This window comes from Vibrio sp. 1CM24A, assembly GCF_023161725.1.
GTDB classification, from domain to species: Bacteria; Pseudomonadota; Gammaproteobacteria; order Enterobacterales; family Vibrionaceae; genus Vibrio; species Vibrio coralliirubri.
The window spans coordinates 112,411-133,584 of sequence record NZ_JALNTS010000007.1; the positions used below are offsets into that span (position 1 = coordinate 112,411).

17 protein-coding genes are annotated in these 21,174 nt (G+C 45.6%); 8 read left to right on the top strand and 9 right to left on the bottom strand.

The genetic code is table 11. The features are described 5' to 3' along the window. The first annotated feature begins 13 nt into the window (after positions 1-13). A complete protein-coding gene (gene aceF, locus MSG38_RS16415; RefSeq protein ID WP_248402233.1) occupies positions 14-1,909 on the top strand; it encodes a pyruvate dehydrogenase complex dihydrolipoyllysine-residue acetyltransferase in 1,896 nt (631 codons plus the stop codon). A 242-nt stretch (positions 1,910-2,151) separates the two neighbouring features. Continuing rightward, entirely contained in the window at positions 2,152-3,582 is a 1,431-nt protein-coding gene (gene lpdA / locus MSG38_RS16420; RefSeq protein ID WP_017059440.1) for a dihydrolipoyl dehydrogenase, read from the top strand. Positions 3,583-3,822: 240 nt separating this feature from the next. Here lpdA and MSG38_RS16425 read toward each other — a convergent pair whose 3' ends face one another. Continuing rightward, positions 3,823-4,428, bottom strand: a complete 606-nt coding sequence (locus MSG38_RS16425) for a LuxR/HapR/OpaR family quorum-sensing transcriptional regulator (RefSeq protein ID WP_019824386.1) — start codon at positions 4,426-4,428, stop codon at positions 3,823-3,825. Between the two features lie 337 nt (positions 4,429-4,765). On the opposite strand from MSG38_RS16425, the gene hpt reads away from it, so the two are divergent. Continuing rightward, positions 4,766-5,296, top strand: coding sequence for a hypoxanthine phosphoribosyltransferase (gene hpt, locus MSG38_RS16430; protein ID WP_017059438.1), 531 nt, complete (start codon positions 4,766-4,768; stop codon positions 5,294-5,296). A gap of 74 nt (positions 5,297-5,370) precedes the next feature. Here hpt and can read toward each other — a convergent pair whose 3' ends face one another. Next, positions 5,371-6,039 (bottom strand): carbonate dehydratase, encoded by a 669-nt coding sequence (gene can, locus MSG38_RS16435; protein ID WP_017059437.1) that lies wholly within the window; start codon positions 6,037-6,039, stop codon positions 5,371-5,373. Between the two features lie 286 nt (positions 6,040-6,325). Here can and MSG38_RS16440 point away from each other — a divergent pair, with 286 nt between their 5' ends. The 3 genes from MSG38_RS16440 (at position 6,326) to MSG38_RS16450 (ending at position 9,996) form a co-directional block, all read left to right on the top strand. After that, positions 6,326-7,957 carry a SulP family inorganic anion transporter gene (locus tag MSG38_RS16440; protein ID WP_017063247.1) on the top strand — a complete coding sequence of 544 codons (1,632 nt, stop codon included), beginning with the start codon at positions 6,326-6,328 and terminating at the stop codon, positions 7,955-7,957. Between the two features lie 349 nt (positions 7,958-8,306). Further along, a complete protein-coding gene (locus MSG38_RS16445) occupies positions 8,307-9,224 on the top strand; it encodes an ABC transporter ATP-binding protein (RefSeq protein ID WP_017059435.1) in 918 nt (305 codons plus the stop codon). A gap of 1 nt (position 9,225) precedes the next feature. Then, positions 9,226-9,996 carry an ABC transporter permease gene (locus MSG38_RS16450; protein ID WP_010435987.1) on the top strand — a complete coding sequence of 257 codons (771 nt, stop codon included), beginning with the start codon at positions 9,226-9,228 and terminating at the stop codon, positions 9,994-9,996. Positions 9,997-10,101: 105 nt separating this feature from the next. On the opposite strand, the gene panC is transcribed toward MSG38_RS16450, so the two are convergent. The 7 genes from panC to sfsA form a co-directional block, all read right to left on the bottom strand. Next, complete coding sequence (panC, locus tag MSG38_RS16455; RefSeq protein WP_048605734.1) at positions 10,102-10,992, bottom strand: pantoate--beta-alanine ligase; 891 nt, start codon at positions 10,990-10,992, stop codon at positions 10,102-10,104. Positions 10,993-11,000: 8 nt separating this feature from the next. Next, a complete protein-coding gene (gene panB, locus MSG38_RS16460; RefSeq protein WP_048605732.1) occupies positions 11,001-11,795 on the bottom strand; it encodes a 3-methyl-2-oxobutanoate hydroxymethyltransferase in 795 nt (264 codons plus the stop codon). 22 nt (positions 11,796-11,817) lie between these two features. Beyond that, positions 11,818-12,303: a 2-amino-4-hydroxy-6-hydroxymethyldihydropteridine diphosphokinase gene (gene folK / locus MSG38_RS16465; RefSeq protein WP_004735459.1), complete on the bottom strand. Its 486-nt coding sequence runs from the start codon at positions 12,301-12,303 to the stop codon at positions 11,818-11,820. Continuing rightward, complete coding sequence (gene pcnB, locus MSG38_RS16470; protein WP_017059432.1) at positions 12,300-13,655, bottom strand: polynucleotide adenylyltransferase PcnB; 1,356 nt, start codon at positions 13,653-13,655, stop codon at positions 12,300-12,302. The genes folK and pcnB overlap by 4 nt, the downstream gene beginning before the upstream one ends. Positions 13,656-13,838: 183 nt before the next feature. Beyond that, positions 13,839-14,714 carry a tRNA glutamyl-Q(34) synthetase GluQRS gene (gene gluQRS / locus MSG38_RS16475; RefSeq protein ID WP_050633610.1) on the bottom strand — a complete coding sequence of 292 codons (876 nt, stop codon included), beginning with the start codon at positions 14,712-14,714 and terminating at the stop codon, positions 13,839-13,841. Positions 14,715-14,933: 219 nt separating this feature from the next. Next, positions 14,934-15,380, bottom strand: coding sequence for an RNA polymerase-binding protein DksA (dksA, locus tag MSG38_RS16480; protein ID WP_248402235.1), 447 nt, complete (start codon positions 15,378-15,380; stop codon positions 14,934-14,936). 135 nt (positions 15,381-15,515) lie between these two features. Beyond that, the gene (gene sfsA, locus MSG38_RS16485) at positions 15,516-16,241 is read right to left on the bottom strand and encodes a DNA/RNA nuclease SfsA (RefSeq protein WP_050633609.1); all 726 of its coding nucleotides are present in this window, start codon (positions 16,239-16,241) and stop codon (positions 15,516-15,518) included. Positions 16,242-16,275: 34 nt separating this feature from the next. Here sfsA and hrpB point away from each other — a divergent pair, with 34 nt between their 5' ends. Together hrpB and mrcB are read left to right on the top strand one after the other, a co-directional pair. Beyond that, positions 16,276-18,774, top strand: coding sequence for an ATP-dependent helicase HrpB (gene hrpB / locus MSG38_RS16490; protein ID WP_282450487.1), 2,499 nt, complete (start codon positions 16,276-16,278; stop codon positions 18,772-18,774). Continuing rightward, positions 18,771-21,170 (top strand): penicillin-binding protein 1B, encoded by a 2,400-nt coding sequence (gene mrcB / locus MSG38_RS16495; RefSeq protein WP_248402236.1) that lies wholly within the window; start codon positions 18,771-18,773, stop codon positions 21,168-21,170. Before hrpB ends, mrcB begins: the two co-directional genes overlap by 4 nt. Positions 21,171-21,174 lie beyond the last annotated feature (4 nt).

The window sequence follows — 21,174 nt, forward strand, 5'->3', positions numbered from 1 at the left end:
GTAGGTAAATACAATGACAATCGAAATTAATGTACCAGACATCGGTGCTGACGAGGTTGAAGTAACTGAGATTCTTGTAAACGTTGGCGACAAGGTTGAAGAAGAGCAGTCACTGATCACTGTTGAAGGCGACAAAGCTTCAATGGAAGTTCCTGCGTCTCAAGCGGGTATCGTTAAAGAAATCAAAGTAGCGGAAGGCGATTCTGTTTCTACTGGTTCTCTTATCATGATCTTCGAAGCGGAAGGTGCTGCAGCAGCACCGGCTGCTCCAGCAGTTGAAGCGCCGGCACCAGTTGCAGCTGCTCCTGCAGCGGCAGCTGAGCTTAAAGAAGTTCACGTTCCTGACATCGGCGGTGATGAAGTTGAAGTAACTGAAATCATGGTTGCTATCGGTGACGCAGTAGAAGAAGAGCAATCTCTTCTTACTGTTGAAGGTGACAAGGCTTCAATGGAAGTTCCTGCACCATTCGCTGGTATCGTTAAAGAAATCAAGATCGCTTCTGGTGATTCAGTATCGACTGGTTCTCTAGTAATGGTATTTGAAGTAGCGGGCTCTGGCGCTCCAGTTGCAGCAGCTCCTGCTCCAGCGGCGACACCAGTTGCAGCGGCTCCAGCAGCATCAGCTGAAAAAGAAGTAAACGTTCCTGATATCGGTGGTGACGAAGTAGAAGTTACTGAAATCATGGTAGCGGTTGGCGATACAGTAGAAGAAGAGCAATCTCTAATTACTGTTGAAGGCGACAAAGCTTCAATGGAAGTTCCAGCACCATTCGCTGGTACAGTAAAAGAGATCAAGATTGCAGCTGGCGACAAAGTGTCAACTGGCTCTCTAATCATGACGTTCGTAGTTGAAGGCGCAGCTCCTGCTCCTGTTGCAGCACCTGCACAAGCAGCAGCTCCAGCGGCGGCAGCTGCTCCTAAAGCAGAAGCACCTGCAGCGGCTCCAGCAGCAGCAGGCGACTTCCAAGAGAACGGTGACTACGCGCACGCTTCTCCAGTAGTTCGTCGTCTAGCTCGTGAATTTGGCGTTAACCTTTCTAAGGTTAAAGGTACTGGTCGTAAGAGCCGTATCCTTAAAGAAGACGTTCAGTCTTACGTTAAAGATGCACTTAAGCGTCTTGAGTCTGGTGCAGCGGCATCTGGCAAAGGCGGCGACGGTTCTGCTCTTGGTCTACTACCATGGCCAAAAGTTGACTTCAGCAAGTTCGGCGAAACTGAAGTTCAGAAGCTTTCTAAGATTAAGAAGATCTCTGGCGCTAACCTGCACCGTAACTGGGTAATGATCCCTCACGTTACACAGTGGGACAACGCAGACATCACTGAGCTAGAAGCATTCCGTAAAGAACAGAACGCAATCGAAGCGAAGAAAGACACTGGCATGAAGATCACTCCACTTGTGTTCATCATGAAAGCTGTTGCTAAAGCGCTAGAAGCATTCCCAGCGTTTAACTCTTCTCTTTCTGAAGATGGCGAAAGCATCATTCTTAAGAAGTACGTAAACGTGGGTATCGCTGTTGATACACCAAACGGTCTAGTTGTTCCTGTTTTCAAAGACGTGAACAAGAAAGGCATTTACGAGCTATCTGAAGAGCTAATGGCTGTTTCTAAGAAAGCACGTTCTGGTAAGCTAACAGCGGCAGACATGCAAGGCGGTTGTTTCACAATCTCTAGCCTTGGTGGTATTGGCGGTACTGCATTTACTCCAATCGTAAATGCTCCAGAAGTAGGTATCCTAGGTGTATCTAAGTCTGAAATTAAGCCAGTTTGGAATGGTAAAGAGTTCCAACCACGTCTACAGCTTCCACTGTCTCTATCATACGACCACCGTGTGATCGATGGTGCTGAAGGTGCACGCTTCATTACTTTCCTAAACAGCGCACTATCTGACATTCGTCGTCTAGTACTGTAATTGAGAAAGTAATTATTAAGGTGACTTTCGGGTCACCTTAATTCTTTATATAAAGACTATTTTTAGAGAACAGTTTCCTGCATTTCTCATAATCTGATAGGGAATTGTTGTCTAGCTCACAGGCTAACTTAAAGCTACTTTCACACTGTTAACATCTCTGTAAAATGTTTCCTGTTTGAAAGCCCAATAATTTTAAGAACATCTACTCAGCCTGTTAGGGATAATGACTACAAGAGGTCACAATGAGCAAAGAAATTAAAGCCCAAGTTGTTGTACTTGGTTCAGGTCCTGCTGGTTACTCAGCGGCATTCCGTTGTGCGGATTTAGGTCTAGAAACAGTACTAGTTGAACGTTACAGCACTCTTGGTGGTGTATGTCTAAACGTTGGTTGTATTCCATCAAAAGCACTTCTTCACGTTTCTAAAGTAATCGAAGAAGCTAAAGCGATGGCAGAGCACGGCGTTGTATTCGGCGAGCCACAAACGGACATCAACAAGATCCGTATTTGGAAAGAAAAAGTAGTTGATCAACTAACTGGCGGTCTTGGCGGTATGGCTAAGATGCGTAACGTTACTGTTGTTAACGGTTTCGGTAAGTTCACTGGTCCTAACAGCATTCTTGTTGAAGGCGAAGGCGAAGCAACAACTGTTAACTTCGATAACGCAATCATTGCTGCGGGTTCTCGCCCAATCAAACTTCCTTTCATCCCACATGAAGACCCACGTATTTGGGATTCTACGGATGCACTAGAACTAAACGAAGTACCTGAAAAACTGCTTATCATGGGCGGCGGTATCATCGGTCTTGAGATGGGTACGGTTTACCACTCTCTAGGTTCTAAAGTTGAAGTTGTAGAGATGTTCGATCAAGTTATCCCTGCTGCGGATAAAGACATCGTTAAAGTTTTCACTAAGCGCATTAAGAACAAGTTCAAGCTAATGCTTGAAACTAAAGTGACTGCTGTTGAAGCGAAAGAAGACGGTATCTACGTTTCAATGGAAGGCAAAAAAGCACCAGCTGAAGCTGAGCGCTACGATGCTGTTCTTGTTGCTATCGGTCGTGTTCCAAACGGTGCACTTATCGACGCTGAAAAAGCGGGTATCGAAGTTGATGAGCGTGGCTTCATCAATGTTGATAAGCAAATGCGTACTAACGTTCCTCACATCCACGCGATCGGTGACGTTGTTGGTCAACCAATGCTTGCTCACAAAGGTGTGCATGAAGGTCACGTAGCTGCTGAAGTTATCTCTGGTAAGAAGCACTACTTCGACCCTAAAGTAATCCCATCAATTGCGTACACTGAGCCAGAAGTTGCTTGGGTAGGTAAGACTGAGAAAGAAGCGAAAGCTGAAGGTATCAACTACGAAGTTGCTACTTTCCCTTGGGCTGCTTCTGGTCGTGCAATCGCTTCTGACTGTGCAGATGGCGTTACTAAGATGATCTTCGATAAAGATACTCATCGCGTAATCGGTGGTGCTGTTGTTGGTACTAACGGTGGTGAACTTCTTGGCGAAATCGGCCTAGCAATCGAAATGGGTTGTGATGCAGAAGATATCGCACTTACTATCCACGCTCACCCAACTCTACACGAGTCTGTTGGTCTAGCTGCGGAAGTATTCGAAGGTTCAATCACTGACCTTCCAAACAAGAAAGCAGTGAAAAAGAAGAAGTAATTCTTTCTTAGCCACTCGCTAATGTTTTTAAAAGCCGCTGATTCGTTAGCGGCTTTTTTATGTCTGAAGAAAAGAGCAGTAACGTTTCACTCCGAGATGCGAGTACGCTGCGCTTCGGGATGCGAAGAGACATTCCATTCTACAAAAAAAGGTTGACCCATCAGGCCAACCCTTAAATTATTTACTCGAATCTCGAATCTCGAATCTCGAATCTCGAATCTCGAATCTCGAATCTCGAATCTACTTATAAATGCACAGCATGTTCAAGTAGCTATCCGTTAAGCTTGAAAGCTCTTCTGGCGTTTCTACACGTTTCGCTTGGATGAATAGCGAGTAGCAAATGCCGTGGAATAGATTCGCTAGATGTTTAGGGTCGTGATCATCACAGACTTCGCCGCGTTCAATCGCTTTGCTAAACATGTTTTGTACTAACATTTGGTTAGTGCGGTTAGTTGTTACGAACAGCGGCCATACTTCATCACGAGTCGAAGCGCTCCATTCGAACCACACATTTAACCAATGGCTATCTTGAGCCACTAACGTCACCATTTCAGTCGCAATATTATGTAGGTTTTGTTTTGCGTGAATATCCAGATCGATATTGTCTGAAAGGAAGTTAGAGAATTGGCGTACAACGTGATTTAGTACTTCATCAACCAGATCTTCACGGGTTGGGAAGTAGTTAAATACAGTTGCGACAGACACCTGAGCGATGTCTGCAATATCAGCGTGTCCACCACGACCGATACCGCGGCGAGAGAATACCTCAAGAGCGATTTCCATCAATTGAAGTTTTCTTTTTAAAGGTGAAAGCCTAGTTCTAGGTCTCTTAGATATTGAGTCCATTTTATTTTCCTTGCCAACGAAATTTTTATATTAATGATTTTATTATTATTTAAGCCAAGATGAGTGTAATGGTGCATATGCGAATGGTCAATCCTTTCAGCTTGTTTTATAGACAGTTACATCAAACTTGATACATAAAGCGTGATCAGCATTGATGTGAAAGGAGACGAGTATTGGATAAGGCACCAGCGCACATTTCGTTGAGAATCTGACAGTAAATTCGAACCATAAGGTGGTGTGGGTATTTGAGCAGTGCTAGACTTACGCACAAAATTGAGCGACACAACTGACGAAACTGTCAACATTCGTCGCAATCACCAAATAGAATGAGAGCAGTATGAAGCATACAGTTGAAGTCATGATCTCTGAGCAAGAGGTTCAGGATCGAGTGAACGAACTAGGCAAACAGATCACGGAACACTACAACGGTAGTGAAGATCTAGTTTTAGTTGGCTTATTGCGTGGATCTTTTGTCTTTATGGCAGATCTTGCTCGTGCTATCGATTTAACTCACCAAGTTGATTTCATGACCGCGTCTAGCTACGGCAACGGCATGGAAAGCTCACGTGATGTTCGTATTTTGAAAGACCTTGATGATGATATCCAAGGTAAAGACGTTCTACTTGTAGAAGATATTATCGATACAGGTAACACGCTGACTAAAGTAAAAGAGATTCTGAGCCTACGTGGTCCTAAGTCTATCGAAATTTGTACGCTACTAGACAAGCCTTCTCGCCGTGAAGTGACTGTAGATACAAAATGGATTGGTTTTGAAATCCCAGACGAGTTTGTTGTTGGTGTTGGTATCGACTACGCACAAAAATATCGTCACCTACCGTACATCGGTAAGGTAGTACCTCAAGAGTAATCATTACGCTTGTGGTTTAGAAGTCATTAAAAAGCCCGCTTGATGCGGGCTTTTTGTATATATGACGGAATGGGTTAGCTTTGTTGACTAAGAAGAGGCGTCGTTAAGATCTTGTTTAATGCATCTAAGTGACTGTTCTCTAGGGTATCGTTACTTGAGCAACGTACGCCAAGATCCTGCAGCTTGCCATCGCCAATACCATAAACCACACCGTGGATTTCAACGTCTTGGCCACGCTCCCATGCATTTTGCATAATGGTTGAGTTGCCTAGGTTATAAACCTGTTCTGCGACGTTAATTTCGCACAACTTGTCACCCCATTGCTCACGAGGAAGCCCCTCGATTTGCTTACGGTATTTTAGGTAATTGTCACGGATGTGAAGTAACCAGTTGTTGATAAGACCAAGTTTAGGGTTATCAATCGCCGCATTAACACCGCCACAGCCGTAGTGGCCACAGACAATGATGTGTTTAACTTTGAGTACATCGACGGCGTACTGTACCACTGAGAGGCAGTTTAGGTCGGTATGAACCACTTGGTTTGCCACATTTCGGTGAACAAACAGTTCGCCAGAATACAAACCAGTGAGACGCTCGGCCGGAACACGGCTATCTGAGCAGCCAATCCATAGAAAACCAGGGCTTTGACCCTCTTCAAGCGTTGTAAAATACTCAGGTCGTTGAGATCGAATTTCTTCTGACCATTTAGAGTTGTTTTCAAAAAGCTGTTTAATCTCTGGCATTTTGCGTCTTACATCCCTTAATTAAGAATCTCAACTATACACAATGTTACAAATTCAATCTCGTAAAAACTGTGTCAAATAGTACTCATCTGACGTGTACTCGTCGTTAAAATCATTAACTTAGCGTAGAAGCTATGATCCGGTTATAAGACATTAATAATGTGATTGAATTAACACTTTCTGAACACTTGATACATTTGTTAAAGTGATAAGGTTTGTCATTTCATCATCAGGAAGGTGTGTTTTGTTTGGAAGTCGTTTTACGGATATCAATCTCAAAGGGGATATGTTTGGTGGTGTTACTACTGCCATCATCTCATTACCTTTAGCATTGGCATTTGGTGTTGCTTCTGGTGCGGGCGCGGAAGCTGGCCTCTGGGGCGCCATCATGGTTGGCCTATTTGCGGCATTGTTTGGTGGCTCGAGCAGCCTGATCTCTGAACCGACCGGCCCGATGACGGTGATCATGACAGCCGTAATGACCAGCATGGTCGCGAAGTATCCTGAAACCGGAATGGCAATGACCTTTACCGTGGTAATGATGGCAGGTGCTTTTCAGATATTACTCGGTACATTAAAGCTCGGAAAATACGTGACTTTGATGCCATATAGCGTGATCTCCGGATTTATGTCGGGTATTGGCGTTATTCTGATTATCTTGCAGTTATCACCATTGTTAGGACATGCTGCTCCATCTGGTGGGGTGATGGGGACGCTTTCTGCGCTGCCTGATACGCTCGCAAACCTAAAAGTGAGCGAACTGTTTTTAGGTGCTTTGACACTCGGTATTCTTTTTGGCTTCCCCGCTAAGTATCGTAAGTATGTACCTGCACAACTTGTCGCTTTGGTTGCTGTGACACTCTTGTCCGTCATTATTTTTGATACCGACTCTATTCGCCGTATTGGTGAAATTCCAGCTGGTTTACCTTCTCTCGTTATCCCTACGATCAGCGCTGAACAGTTCACGACTATGGTTATCGATGCCTTAGTGCTTGGTACATTAGGTTGTATTGATACGCTTTTGACCGCGGTTATCGGAGATTCACTGACTCGTAAAGAACATGACTCAGACAAAGAGCTTCGTGGCCAAGGCATTGCCAATATGATCTCTGGCCTGTTTGGTGCGCTACCTGGCGCGGGCGCCACTATGGGTACCGTAACGAATATTCAGGTGGGAGCGCGTTCTCCGCTTTCGGGAGTTATTCGAGCTTTAGTGCTTGCGTTAGTGGTATTGGTTGCGGGTGGCTTAACAGAACCGATTCCTATGGCAGTGCTGGCAGGTATCGCGATGTATGTTGGTTTCAATATCCTAGATTGGAGTTTTATCCAGCGCGCGCACAAGGTTAGCTATGCGGGCATGGGCGTGATGTACGGCGTGATGCTACTGACTGTGTTTGTCGACTTGATTATTGCTGTTGGACTGGGCGTGTTTATCTCGAACATTCTGATTATTGAAAGATTGAGCCGAGAGCAAGCCAGACAAGTTAAGGCGATCAGTGATGGTGATGATGAAGACGATATCCCATTGACTGATAGCGAGCGTCAGTTACTCGATAGTGCCAATGGTAAGGTGTTGTTCTTCTATCTTTCAGGGCCGATGATATTCAGTGTTTCAAAGGCGATCTCACGTCAACACTCAAGTATTTCTGACTATGAAGCGATGATTCTAGACCTCACAGATGTCCCTATGATTGATGTCACTGTTGGTCTTGCGCTAGAGAATGCGATTAAAGATGCATTGGATGCGCAGTGTGAGGTGTACCTGCTGTGTCCTAATGAGAATACTCGTCAGCAACTAGAGAAGTTCCACGTGATTGACCTAGTACCTGAATCCAACACTTATCGATTCAGATATGAAGCCCTGACGGCAGCAACAAGCTATGTCGACAGAGATGAGCATCAATTTGAGTCAGTTTAATTTTCAGTAACAAGCGAACATGAATGAGCTGATATGAATAATCTAATATGAATAAGCTATAGACGCTAACTTCAAGACTGATCATTAATGCCGTTAAGTGAATAACTTAGCGGCATTTTTATATTTATTGAACGTTGATTTAGTCTTCAGGTAGCCAAGACGCTTATTTGTTTTCGAAAGAAACTCTCACACGATATTTGTATTAATCGTCAATCAACGATAAACTTGTTTGCAAAATGGCCGAGTAAACAAGTTTGGGTTAGTTTTCTGCTAGCTCGTTTTAAGCATTACTCTCTTCCTCAAGCTCGGTCGTCTACATCTTATCTATAGCAAATGGCAGTCTATCTCTATGTATGCATTAGAAATTGAGCAATTAAGAAAAACTTATGCTGGGGGCTTCGAGGCTCTTAAGGGCGTTAGTTTACAAGTAGAAAAAGGCGACTTTTACGCACTACTTGGTCCAAATGGTGCGGGTAAATCAACCACCATTGGTGTTATCTCTTCACTGGTAAATAAAACGTCAGGCAAGGTTAAAGTGTTCGGCTACGACATTGATACCGATCTGGAGTTGGCGAAGCAGAACTTAGGCCTTGTACCTCAAGAGTTTAACTTTAACCCGTTTGAGACCGTTGAACAGATCGTGCTGCAACAAGCGGGTTATTACGGCGTGCCAAAAGCATTAGCGAAAGAGCGAGCGAAAAAGTACCTATCTCAACTCGATCTGTGGGAAAAGCGTGGCGAACGTGCGCGTAACTTGTCTGGTGGTATGAAGCGTCGTTTGATGATCGCACGTGCATTGATGCATGAACCTCATTTGTTGATCCTTGATGAACCGACAGCAGGCGTTGATATTGAACTGCGTCGTTCAATGTGGGAATTCCTAAAAGAGATCAATGAGAAGCAGGGCATTACCATTATCTTGACCACGCACTACCTAGAAGAAGCAGAAATGCTGTGTCGCAACATTGGTATCATCAATCGCGGTGAGCTGATTGAGAACACAACAATGAAAGCGCTGTTGGGTAAATTGAGTGCTGAGACCTTTATTCTGGATCTGGAAGAGGGCACGACTGAACCTAAGCTTGAAGGCGTGAATAGCCAAGTGATGGTCAATGGCTCGCTAGAAATCGAAATCGACAAGAACCTAGGTTTGAATACCATCTTTGCTCAATTGAGCGAGCAACAGGTTAAAGTCCTCTCTATGCGTAACAAAGCAAACCGTCTAGAAGAGCTATTTGTGAGTATCGTCCGTGAGGGGAGTAAATAATATGTACAGCCTATATTGGACAGCTTTTTGCAGTTTGTTGACCAAAGAGATCAATCGCTTTACTCGTATCTGGGTGCAAACTCTGGTGCCGCCAGCGATTACCATGACGCTTTACTTCATCATCTTCGGTAACCTGATTGGTGCGCGTATTGGTGAAATGAACGGCTTTAGCTACATGGAATACATTGTTCCCGGTCTGATCATGATGTCGGTGATCACCAACTCATACTCCAACGTTGCTTCATCGTTCTTTAGTGCTAAATTCCAAAAGAACATTGAAGAGTTACTTGTAGCCCCCGTTCCTAATTACGTGATTATCGCCGGTTTCGTAATGGGTGGTGTGGTTCGTGGCTTGTTAGTGGGCACCATAGTAACGTTCGTGTCGTTGTTCTTTGTCGACCTGCAAGTTGACCATTGGGGCGTGATCATTGCGACGGTATTTTTAACGTCGGTAGTATTCGCTTTGGGTGGCTTGATTAACGCGGTATTCGCACGCACGTTTGATGATATCTCTATTATCCCAACCTTTATCTTAACACCGCTGACGTACCTTGGTGGTGTGTTCTACTCGATCAGTTTATTGCCTGAGTTCTGGCAAGGTGTATCGAAGTTGAACCCTATCGTGTACATGGTTAACGCGTTCAGATATGGCTTCTTGGGTGTGTCTGATGTGGGTATCGTGACGTCGTTTGGCGTACTAGGTGTGTTTATCGTGCTGTTGTATGGCATTGCACACTACTTAGTGACAAAGGGTATCGGCTTACGTAGCTAACCTTTGGTTCATCTAAGTAACAGGTAAAGAAAAAGGTCGATATAACATCGACCTTTTTTATGTTTTGCGCTTGGTGTTTTTGTTTGCGTTAAGAGCAGAAGCCGACTATTCAGTCGCTTCTTCTTTCACTTCTTCTTTGGTTTCCGTTACTAAATCGAGAACTTGGTTATCGATAAGACGGGTCTTACCTAGGAAAGCCGACATTAGAATCACTGCTTGAGTTGATTCTGAAGTGATTGCTTGCAGTGTTTTCGCATCGCAGATGAAGATCTCATCAGGTTGAAGATCTGCAGCGCGTAGCTGGTCAGTAGCATCTTCAATCACTGATGCGTAATCATCGCGACCACCACGAATAGCGCTGCTGATCCAGCGCATAGTGCGCGCTAGAACGGGAGCTCGTTGGCGCTCGTCAATCGTTAGGTTGCTATTGCGAGAGCTCATTGCCAAACCATCCATTTCACGAACGGTCGCAACGCCGACAACTTCAATGTCTAACGCTAAGTCAGTGGTCATCTGGCGAATAACAGCAAGTTGCTGAAAGTCTTTCTCACCGAAGCATGCAAAGTCTGGCTGAACGATATTAAACAGTTTAGTGACAATGGTTGATACACCACGGAAGTGACCTGGACGAGAGGCACCTTCAAGCATGTGAGATATGCCAGGGACCTCAACAAACGTCTGCTTGTCTAATCCATCTGGGTACATCACCTCTGGCGTTGGTGTAAATACTAGCTCAACACCTTCACCTGTTAGTTTGCTTAAATCTGCTTCTAACGTGCGAGGGTAGTTGTTTAGGTCGTCGGCACGGTCAAACTGCATTGGGTTTACAAAGATGCTTACCACAACGATGTCGGCCAGTTCACGAGCTTTCTTTACCAGAGTCAGGTGGCCTTCATGCAGGTTTCCCATTGTCGGTACAAAAGCAACCGTACGTCCATCACGCTTAAACTGTTTAATCTGCTCACGAAGAGCCGCTATTTCAGCAAAAGTTTGCATACTTACTCCTAAGCGATTGTATGAGCTTCATCAGGGAAGCGCGCGCTCTCTACTTCTTCTTTGTATAGAGCTACAGCCTTACGCATATCACCTGTTTCTGCTAGGAAATTCTTAGAGAATTTCGGCATGTAGTTCGCAGAAATACCGAACATGTCATGCATAACCAAGATCTGACCATCGGTAACATTACCTGCACCGATACCGATAACCGGTACGTCACAAGCTTCTGTAATTCGTTTTGCCAATGAAGCTGGCACACATTCAAGTAGAACGATTTGAGCGCCTGCGTTTTGCAGTGCTAACGCGTCAGCAACCATTTTGTCGGCTTGCTCGTCGTCACGACCTTGAATCTTGTAACCACCAAAAATGTTCACAGATTGAGGCGTTAAGCCTAAGTGTGCACATACTGGTACTGCACGTTCTGTTAGCATCTTCACAGTATCAACCAACCAGCTTCCGCCTTCGATTTTTACCATGTTCGCACCAGCACGCATCAAAGTCGCAGAGCTCTCACAAGCTTGTTCTGGCGTTGCGTAGCTCATGAAAGGCAAGTCAGCCATAAGAAGACAATTTGGGCTACCAGCACGCACTGAGCGAGTATGGTAAGCAATGTCTTCAACGGTTACTGGTAATGTATCGTTATGGCCTTGTAAAACCATACCCAGTGAATCACCGACAAGCAGAACTGGCATTTCTTGGCTTTCGAATAATTGAGCAAAGCTCGCATCATAAGCTGTCGAAGTCGCGAATTTACGGCCTTCACGTTTGCATTTGATCAGGTCGTTAATGGTTACTTTTTTCATTGGTTTTCCTTAATGCGCTTGGCTATTGTTGCCAAACATTGAGCCCGTTCTTATCTACTATTTTCAGCAGTTCTGTCAGCTCAGTCCCATCAGGGAGTTGTAAACTTGGTGCGATTTCAGCAAGCGGGTAGAGTACAAACTCTCGTTCTTTCATTCCATAATGAGGAACGATTAAGCGCTCTGAATCGATCACCTCATTGCCGTATAGCACAATGTCGAGATCCAAGGTTCTTGGTCCCCAACGTTCGTCTTTACGGACGCGCCCTTGCTCTAGTTCGATCTTTTGAGTGCAATCAAGTAGTTCAATTGGCGTTAATTCGGTTTGGATAGCGACTACCGCGTTGATGTAGTCTGGTTGATTTTGCGGTCCCATTGGAGTGCTACTATATAGCTGAGAGGTCGCAATAAACGTTGATCGCGGTAGGCTTTTTAGCGTTTCGATAGCCAAATTTGCTTGGCTAACTGGGTCGGCAAGGTTGCTGCCGACCGCAATGTAAGCAGTTATCATTCTGATTGCTTACTCTTTTTGTTTCGGTAAGTCTTACGGCGACGATGGCCTGACTTTGATGGTGCTGCAACGTCGTTAGCCATTGCTTGGCGCATGTTGCGACCTGCAGTCTGATAACGCTCCCACCATTTTGCTAACTCTTTGGTTTCGCCACCTTCAATCTCACCACGCATTTCTAGGAAATCGTAGCCTGCACGGAACTTGTTGAGCTCCATTAGACGAACAGCGCGTTTACCGTTGCGGCGAGGCAGTCGAAGTTGCAGTTGCCAAACTTCGCGAATGGTTGCGGTGTGACGACGAGGAATCGCAATAGACTTTACTTGCTGATCTAGAATGATGTTACTCGCTTCCATGATCGCATCGTAGTGTGCCATACCCTGTTCAGCGACAAGTTTGTCTGCCAGCTTGTTCATCGGGTACCAAAGCATCGCTGCGAACATGAATGCTGGGTTTACTCGCTTACCATCTTCGATGCGAAGGTCGGTTGAATCGAGAACCAAATCAAGCATCTGCTCTGTGTGAGAGTCGTAATCTTCTGTGAAGTGCTCAGCTACTGCTGGGAACATCTGTTGGAACAGGTTGTACTCGCGCATCAGGTGGTAGGTTTCTAAACCGTGACCTGATTGCAGTAATTTTAGAGACTCTTCGTAAAGGCGCGCTGCTGGGATATCTCTTAGAAGGTGAGCTAACTCTTCAATCGGGTCAGCCGTGTCTTCTTCGATGTCGAAATCCAGTTTAGCGGCGAAGCGCATTGCACGTAGCATACGTACAGGGTCTTCGCGGTAACGCGTTTCTGGATCGCCAATCAGGCGGATCAGCTTATCTTCTAAATCTTCTACACCACCCGCGTAATCGTGGATGCTGTAGTCTGCAATGTTGTAGTACATCGCGTTGATTGTGAAATCACGACGCTCTGCATCTTCATCAACACTGCCGTACACGTTATCGCGCAGTAGCATGCCTTCTTTCGATTGTGCAGAAACGTTCTTCGATGGTTCTTGGTGGTGACCACGGAAAGTTGCCACTTCAATGATGTCGCGACCAAACATGATATGTGCCAAGCGGAAACGGCGACCGATAAGACGACAGTTTCTGAAGAGGTGTTTGATTTGCTCTGGCGTTGCGTTGGTCGCAATATCAAAATCTTTTGGCTGAGAGCCTAATAAGATATCGCGCACACCACCACCGACTAGAAATGCGTCAAAACCCGCACCATTCAGGCGATATAGCACTTTTAGTGCGTTGTCGCTGATCTGCTTGCGTGAAATATTGTGCTCTTGACGAGTATAAATATTCAGAGCTAATTCGTGGAATCCGCGTTGTTCGCTTGGGGTATTGTCGTTTGTATTCATTAGTTTAGAACAAAGTAGGTATCGCCAACTTTGTTTTTCTCTTAGTCCAAAGTGGTAGTGCAGAGTTTAATTGCGGCTAATAATAGCTTAGCGCGAGCCATTTGAGAACATCGTCTGCTTAACCACAGTGGTTGGTTATGGCATTTTTATGTGTCGTTTTTGCTATTTGCCGTGAGTTTCGAGCTAATTACAGTGCTCTTTTTGTAAACTATCAGGTAACTGACTGACGTTCCATTGTTGGCAGCCCCACAATAAAATCTCATCCATTGAAGCCTCACAAAGAGCCGTCGGGATATCAAAACCTAAGAATCGCATCGCGTTGAGTAACGTTGGTTTTGGGTTGTCGAGATCTATCGCGGTGGCATGGTTCTGTTTTGACAGTTTATTCCCCAAGCCATCGGTTGCCAATGGTAAGTGCAAGTAGCTCACTGTTTTTTGCTTGAGCGTCTTATACAAACTGATTTGTCGACCTGTTGGTTCTATCAGGTCTGCGCCTCTTACGACTTCTGTTACTCCTTGTTCGATGTCATCAAGGACAACGGCCAAGTTATAGGCAAACAATCCATCTCTGCGTTTAATAATAAAATCTTCTGCAGCTAATGCTTTAGGGATTTGAATGGTGCCGTGACGAACATCATCAAAGGACTCTACTGGAAAGTCCATGCACAAGCGCACCGCCTGTTCGCCTGAATCGATTAAGCCTGCATCTCGACAGTGACCATTGTAAAAGCCACCCAAAGCCTTTATCTGCTTGCGGGTGCATTGGCAGTAGTAGGCTTGATTGTCAGCGACCCATTGTTCGATTTGAGCTTGATACAAGCCATGACGCTGGCTTTGATAGACGACTTCACCATCCCAAAATAGATGGTAAGCCTCAAGCGTCTTAAGAATGAGGTCTGCAGCGCCAGCCATTTCTCTTGGAGGGTCGAGGTCTTCCATACGAACCAACCATTTTCCTTGGTTAGATTTCGCTTGAAAGTAGCTACCAAGAGCAGCAACAAGTGAGCCAAAATGAAGAGGACCTGACGGTGATGGTGCAAAGCGTCCGATATAATTCATGAGTGAACAACCTAATCTAAATGGTACCGCAGTAGCCGATTCTTAAGACGTTTAACAAGAGCTTTAATGCGTAGAACTAAGCTTCAATCTATAGAAAAAAGGTTTGATGTATAGAACTAAGGCTTAAAGCTGCTATTTACTATCAAGCGTGTGAAATACTTCGCTTGGATAACAAACAAAAAAGGGAGCCAAGGCTCCCTTTCTTTACATCTGCAAGAATTAACCTTGCATCTGTTTCTCTTTGATCTCTGCAAGTGTTTTACAGTCAATACAAAGATCAGCAGTTGGACGAGCTTCAAGGCGACGAATGCCAATCTCGATACCGCAAGAATCACAGAAGCCGAAATCGTCTTCATCGATCTTGTCTAATGTCTTCTCAATTTTTTTGATAAGACGACGCTCACGGTCACGGTTACGTAACTCTAGGCTGAATTCTTCTTCTTGAGAAGCACGGTCAACTGGGTCTGGGAAATTCGCTGCTTCGTCCTGCATGTGGTGCACAGTACGATCAACTTCTTCCCTGAGCTGGTTGCGCCAAGCTGCTAAAATTTTTGTAAAATGTTCCGTTTGCTCAGGTGACATGTACTCTTCACCTGGCTTCTCTTGGTACGGTTCAACACCTGCGATGGCTAGGATGCCTAGCGCTTTTTTCTTAGATTCTGGCATACAGCATCTCCTATTTACACCTAGTCAACTGCAAAGCAGCTAATTTTAAGGCGGGTATCTATAGCAGAAAGAACGAATGGTGGCAAATACTCTTATTCAAACTTGCAATCAATGTGATTAGTTCAGCATCTTTGCTTAGCTATTGATAAATTCAACAGCTTGTTTTAGTTGTATTTGAGTACTGCTGAGCTCTGCTTTATAGCAAAGCACTTCAACTCCAGCGTCTTGTGCTTGTTTTAGTAATAACGAATATTTGGCGTCTATATGGTGTGCCGCAGACACTTTTTCAATACCTGAATGTAAAACAGTGAATAAAAGTACGGCTCTATTTCCAGATTCGACCATTTCTGTGAGTTCACGCAGATGTTTTTGGCCTCTGGTTGTGACCGCATCAGGGAAAAAACCTTGCCCTTTAGTTGACGTTTCTAGCTCGTCGAGCAAAGTGACGCTTTTCACTTCGATATAGCAAGGCGGCTTTTCGTTATCTTCAAGCAGAATATCAATGCGACTATTCTCACTGCCATATTTCACTTCGGTTCGTAACGCGTTATAACCTAAGAGTTCAACTATAGTCCCATTTTCAATTGCTTCCACTGCTAGCTGGTTTGCCCGCGCAGTATTTACACAAATACGATGACCTTTGTCTGTTTCTGAGATCTCCCAGCTGTTTGGGTACTTTCTTTTTGCATTATCGGAGGTTGAGTACCACACCGTATTGCCAGGAGTCGCACATCCTGTCATCGCTCCAGTGTTAGCGCAGTGGATAGTACGCTCGCTACCGTCTGGAAGTTGGATGTCAGTGAGGAAACGTTTATAGCGTTTAACAAGAGTCGCTGGCTCTAATGGCGGATTGAAGTGCATATTACTTATTTAGACAGGTAGGTTTTTATGTACAATGTTGCCAACATTACACCACAAGGTTCTCCCATTGCCACAACTGCCCATAGAAGCTGTGATGCCAGATCTGCTCGCTGGCGTAGAAACACACACTCAACTTATTCTAAAGGCCGCTCCCGGTGCGGGTAAGTCAACATTCTTCCCTTTACAGTTAGTTAAGACCAACGCCGTTCAAGGCAAAATCATCATGCTTGAACCGAGGCGTTTGGCTGCAAGGAATATTGCCACTTACTTAGCGAGCCAATTGGGAGAAAAGGTGGGAGAGAGCATTGGCTTTAGAGTTCGTGGTGAATCTAAAACCAGCAATGCAACTCGCTTGGAAATCGTCACCGAAGGGATCATGACGAGAATGATCCAAACCGACCCTGAATTAACTGGGGTTGATATGGTGATCTTTGATGAGTTTCACGAGCGCAGTATTCACGCCGATACCGCATTGGCGTTTAGCTTAGAGATCCAAGAGGCATTGCGTGATGATCTAAAAGTGGTTGTGATGTCGGCAACCTTAGATCAACAAGCGCTGCAAACTTTGCTGCCGAATGCCAAATACGTTGAATCACAAGGTCGCACCTTTCCGGTCGATTTCCGTTATCAGCCTCTTAGCGCAAATGAATATCTAGCCCCTAAAATGGCTAATGTGATTCGATCTCTGGTGGAGAAAGAGTCAGGCTCACTTCTGGCCTTTTTGCCGGGCGTTTCTGCGATTAAGCAGGTGGAGTCTCAACTAGAACAACTCGCCAGTGATATCGATGTTTGCCCTCTGTATGGGCAACTCAGCTTTCCTCAACAGCAGAAAGCGATCGCGCCATCAGAGAAAGGGCGTCGAAAGGTGGTGTTAGCGACCAATATTGCTGAGACTTCTTTGACGATTGAAGGCATTCGATTGGTGGTTGATTCCGGGCTTGAACGTGTAGCGAAGTTCGATCTTAAAACCGGTATTACGAAGCTTGAGCAAGTGAAAATCTCGCAATCTTCTGCTGAACAACGAGCAGGCCGTGCGGGACGAATGGAAGAGGGCTTGTGCGTCCGTTTGTACAGCGAAACGCAACTTATTCAGCAACCGGCTGTACCAGAACCTGAAATTCTTCATTCTGATTTGTCTTCGTTGGTGTCTGAATTGACGCAATGGGGCGCTGCGAGTGCCGATGAACTGCAATGGTTAGACGTTCCGCCCAAAGCTTCTATTGGGCAAGCCAAGCAACTCTTACAGACTCTTGAATTATTAGACGAGAATGGTCAATTTACGGCATTAGGAAAACAGGCCCAACGTTTAGGTTTAGAGCCTCGTATTGCCAGCATGCTGGTTAAAGCGCAGCAAGGTAGTCCTGCTCTGTTGAATGTCGCGATTGTTGCCGCTGCTTTGCTGGAAGAGCCGGAACGCAATGTGACGGATATTCAACACTCTTTACATCGACTTAAGCAAAGAAAACATTCCAAAAATAGCGTTGTGATGCAGCGAGCGAAAAGTCTCGCGAGCAAACTCAATCATCACTTAGATTTGTCACAAGCTGACGAATCATTGCTACCATTAGTGCTTTGTTTTGCCTTCCCAGACCGGATTGCACAAGTGAGAAGCGCGACCAGCAGTGCTTTCCTTCTAGCGAATGGCCATGGCGCTGAGGTTCGTGACGATGACCCATTGGCGAACAATGACTATATCGTAGTGATTGATTTGATGCGCAGCACAGGGCGAGCCAGTCAAATTTTCTTAGCCACCGCGGTTGATATCGCGCAGCTAGAAGCTGAATTTCCAAAGCTGTTTGTGCGTTCCGATTACGCCGATTGGGATGAGAAACGTGGCCGTTTAGTTGCCGAGCAGCGTGTATCTCTGGGCAAATTGATTATCAGCACCAAAGCTTTACCTGATCCCGATGCGAATCAGGCGAGCCAAGCGCTGCTCAATTATGTCGCTCGATGTGGGTTGGATCGTTTAAATTGGACAGCTTCGGCTAAGCAGTTGGTTGAGCGTGTACGCTGTGCAGCACTTTGGATGCCTGAGCATGATTGGCCAGCGATGGACGATGCGAGTTTGATTGAACACCTTGATGAGTGGTTATCTCCGTATCTCAATGGCATTAAGTCGGCAAAAGGGCTGGCTAGTGTTTCGACTGAGCAAGCATTGTCGGCTTATCTTGGCTGGCCTTTGAATCAAGAAATCGACCAATGGCTGCCAACGCACTATCTGATGCCAACAGGCAGCAAGAAGGCCATTCGTTATCAATATCAATCTGAACCCGTGATCTCAGTGCGAATGCAGGAAGTCTTTGGCGAACAAGACTCGCCATTGATCGCGCAAGGGCGTAAAAAAGTAGTGCTTGAGCTACTTTCTCCAGCACAGCGACCACTGCAAATTACTCAAGATTTAGCCGGCTTTTGGGCTGGCGCGTACAAAGAAGTACAAAAAGAGATGAAAGGCCGTTACCCAAAACATCCTTGGCCGGATGACCCTGCTAACCATGTAGCAACCACTAAAACCAAACGACAGTTGAATCGATGATGACCAAAATGTTAACGCCAAAAAAGGCACCACCTAAAAAAGCGCCAGCAAAGAAGTCACCAGCGACCAAAGCCAAGCCTAGAAAACCAAGAGCGGCTGCGAAAAAGACCAAATCTAAGGCTAAGAAATCTGGCAAAAGAGGTTGGTTGAAGATCCTATGGGGCATTTCTTGGAAAGCAGGCTTAGCGCTCGCGGCATTGCTGTTGTTCGTCGGTATTTATCTCGATTCTGTAGTCAAACAGCGCTTTGAAGGTCAGCTGTTTGATTTGCCAACCGTGGTTTATGCGCGAGTGCTAAATCTGTCTCCGGGAACTCCTGTGAGTTTGGTGCAGGTTAAGAATGAGCTCGATGTACTTAATTATCGTAAGGTGAATGCGCCTCGTCATCCGGGCGAATACTCTTCTTCTTCCACCAAGATTGAAATGATTCGTCGTCCGTTCGAGTTTGTCGATGGACCGGAAGCGGATCGTCATGTGATGCTGCATTTCAATGGTAACGAGTTAACTCGTATTCAGTCGCTAGAGAAGAAAGGCGACATGGGTTATCTGCGTGTTGAACCGAAAATGCTTGGCATGCTTGAGAAAAGTAACGATGAGCAGCGTCTGTTCTTAAAACGTAATCAGTTCCCAGAAGTGATGGTTGATGCCTTATTGGCAACCGAAGACCGAAATTTCTATCAACACGATGGTGTGTCGCCACTGGCCATCGCTCGTGCAATGGTCGTTAACGTCAAAGCAGGGCGAACGGTACAAGGTGGTAGTACGCTGACGCAACAGTTGGCAAAAAACCTGTTCTTGTCCAGTGAACGTACATTGTGGCGTAAGGTTCGTGAAGCCTACATTGCGCTTATCTTGGACCATCGTTACAGCAAAGACCGAATCCTAGAGGCTTACTTAAACGAGGTTTACCTTGGGCAAAATGGTGGGCAAGCGATTCATGGCTTCGGTTTAGCGTCTCGCTTGTACTTCGGTCAGCCAATTCAAGAGCTCCGCATCGATCAGCTAGCACTGCTTGTTGGTATGGTGAAAGGACCGTCGTATTACAATCCGGTTCGTTATCCTGAGCGTGCCAAGACTCGACGCGATCTGGTTCTTCGCTTATTGATGCAGCAAGACATATTAACTCCGCGACAATACGAAGAAGCAGCGAGTCGTGAATTGGATATTCAAGACAACCCACGTATTGCTAGCCGTCAGCCCGCTTACTTCCAACAAGTAAACATTGAGCTTAAGAAGTATGTCGGCGACCGATTTGAGGCGAAAAAAGGGATTCGAGTCTTCACCTCTTTGGATCCAGTTTCCCAAGACAAGTTAGAGAAGTCGATTGCTCGTAAGGTGCCTGATTTATCGAAAACCGCAGGTAACAAACTGGAAGCTGCGGCTATTGCCGTGGATAGAAATACCGGTGAAATCCGAGCGATGGTCGGTGGTAAGCGTACTGGCTACGATGGCTTTAACCGTGCCTTGAACGCGAGTCGTCCTATTGGTTCTTTGGTTAAGCCTGCAATCTACTTAACCGCATTAGAGCAGCCTCAGAAGTACACGTTAGCGACAACATTGAAGGATACGCCACTGAGCTTGAAAGGCAGTAAAGGCAGTGTATGGAGCCCGAGAAACTTCGATCGTAAGTTCCGTGGCGATGTGCCTTTGTATGTGGCGCTTTCTAAGTCTTACAACGTACCTACTGTTCGTTTAGGCATGCAGTTAGGCATTGATAGTGTCTCGGATACGATTGGAAAGCTGGGGGTCGATAAAAATGAAATTCGCCCAGTACCGTCGATGTTTTTGGGTTCGTTCTCACTGACTCCATTCCAAGTCGCGCAGATGTATCAAACTATCACCAACTCTGGCCGTATCGCACCTTTGTCTGCGCTTCGTTCAGTTGTTGATAATGATGGCGAGGTTCTGTATCAGTCGATTCCTCGTGTATCACAAAGCGTTGACCAGCAAGCCGCTTGGTTAACAACCTATGCAATGAAACGTGGCGTATCGGAAGGTACGGGGCGTTTCCTACAAGGCCAGTTTGCATGGGCTGGATTAGCCGGCAAGACAGGTACCAGTAATGACAGCCGAGACAGTTGGTTCGTGGGCGTTGATGGCCGTGAAGTGACGACCATCTGGCTAGGGCGTGATGACAACAAGCCGACTAAGCTTACTGGTTCGAGTGGTGCGTTACGTGTTTATGCTGATTATCTCAAACAGAGAACGCCCGAGCAGCTATTGCTGCCTTGGCCGACAGGCATTGTCACCGCTAACTTTACTCGAACTTCTGAAGGGGCTTTAGAGTTTGATTGTGATGGCGCAGTCAAACTGCCAGTTTGGGATGAGGATGGAAACATTAAAAAGGGCTGTGAAAGTCAACCAAAACAGTGGCTAAAGAAGCTTTTTCAGTGGTAAAGTC

Coding starts and splice junctions, on each gene's coding strand:
- aceF (WP_248402233.1), top strand. CDS start 14: ATGACAATCGAAATTAATGTACCAGACATCGGTGCTGACGAGGTTGAA.
- lpdA (WP_017059440.1), top strand. CDS start 2,152: ATGAGCAAAGAAATTAAAGCCCAAGTTGTTGTACTTGGTTCAGGTCCT.
- MSG38_RS16425 (WP_019824386.1), bottom strand. CDS start 4,428: ATGGACTCAATATCTAAGAGACCTAGAACTAGGCTTTCACCTTTAAAA.
- hpt (WP_017059438.1), top strand. CDS start 4,766: ATGAAGCATACAGTTGAAGTCATGATCTCTGAGCAAGAGGTTCAGGAT.
- can (WP_017059437.1), bottom strand. CDS start 6,039: ATGCCAGAGATTAAACAGCTTTTTGAAAACAACTCTAAATGGTCAGAA.
- MSG38_RS16440 (WP_017063247.1), top strand. CDS start 6,326: ATGTTTGGTGGTGTTACTACTGCCATCATCTCATTACCTTTAGCATTG.
- MSG38_RS16445 (WP_017059435.1), top strand. CDS start 8,307: ATGTATGCATTAGAAATTGAGCAATTAAGAAAAACTTATGCTGGGGGC.
- MSG38_RS16450 (WP_010435987.1), top strand. CDS start 9,226: ATGTACAGCCTATATTGGACAGCTTTTTGCAGTTTGTTGACCAAAGAG.
- panC (WP_048605734.1), bottom strand. CDS start 10,992: ATGCAAACTTTTGCTGAAATAGCGGCTCTTCGTGAGCAGATTAAACAG.
- panB (WP_048605732.1), bottom strand. CDS start 11,795: ATGAAAAAAGTAACCATTAACGACCTGATCAAATGCAAACGTGAAGGC.
- folK (WP_004735459.1), bottom strand. CDS start 12,303: ATGATAACTGCTTACATTGCGGTCGGCAGCAACCTTGCCGACCCAGTT.
- pcnB (WP_017059432.1), bottom strand. CDS start 13,655: ATGAATACAAACGACAATACCCCAAGCGAACAACGCGGATTCCACGAA.
- gluQRS (WP_050633610.1), bottom strand. CDS start 14,714: ATGAATTATATCGGACGCTTTGCACCATCACCGTCAGGTCCTCTTCAT.
- dksA (WP_248402235.1), bottom strand. CDS start 15,380: ATGCCAGAATCTAAGAAAAAAGCGCTAGGCATCCTAGCCATCGCAGGT.
- sfsA (WP_050633609.1), bottom strand. CDS start 16,241: ATGCACTTCAATCCGCCATTAGAGCCAGCGACTCTTGTTAAACGCTAT.
- hrpB (WP_282450487.1), top strand. CDS start 16,276: ATGTTGCCAACATTACACCACAAGGTTCTCCCATTGCCACAACTGCCC.
- mrcB (WP_248402236.1), top strand. CDS start 18,771: ATGATGACCAAAATGTTAACGCCAAAAAAGGCACCACCTAAAAAAGCG.